Raw genomic sequence first — 548 nt, 5'->3', positions numbered from 1 at the left:
CTTATGCGGTATTAGCAACGATTTCTCGTTGTTATCCCCCTCTTTAGGTCAGGTTGCTCACGCGTTACTCACCCGTTCGCCACTAAAATTACAGCCGAAGCCATAACTTCCGTTCGACTTGCATGTGTTAGGCACGCCGCCAGCGTTCGTCCTGAGCCAGGATCAAACTCTTGAGTTATAATCCTGCCGCGATGCCGTTTAGCATCGCCGCTCATTTACTTATATTTCTGCGCGGTACTCGACTATCTTATGTCTCAAGCAAAACTTCCGTTCCACTTTTTAACTAATTCCGTCAGTCCGCGCGGCGAGTGTTTCCACTCCGCCGGTCGTCTCAAAATTACATTGCGTTTGCATCAATCTGTTTTAACGTCATCTACTTTTAAAAGGTTTCCCTCTTAATTTCCACTCCGCTACATCTTGCTACTTGTTGTTTCACTATACAGTTTTCAAGGTGCTCGCTGCCTTCTCGTTTCTCCGTTTGCCGGGCGTTTGTTTCCCGCGGCGAGACAGCTTTGATAGTATAGCTCTGTTTTCAATGATTGTCAACA

At 46.7% G+C, this 548-nt stretch carries 1 rRNA gene; it reads right to left on the bottom strand.

Annotation, left to right across the window (positions count from 1 at the left end):
- Positions 1-178, bottom strand: a 16S ribosomal RNA gene (locus tag RRY12_13405); the annotation flags it as partial.
- Positions 179-548: the final 370 nt, after the last annotated feature.

The organism is Cloacibacillus sp., from assembly GCA_036655895.1.
Taxonomy (GTDB): Bacteria; Synergistota; Synergistia; order Synergistales; family Synergistaceae; genus JAVVPF01.
The sequence above is the reverse complement of the archived record's forward strand: the minus strand, read 5'-3'. Positions and strand labels throughout refer to the sequence as shown.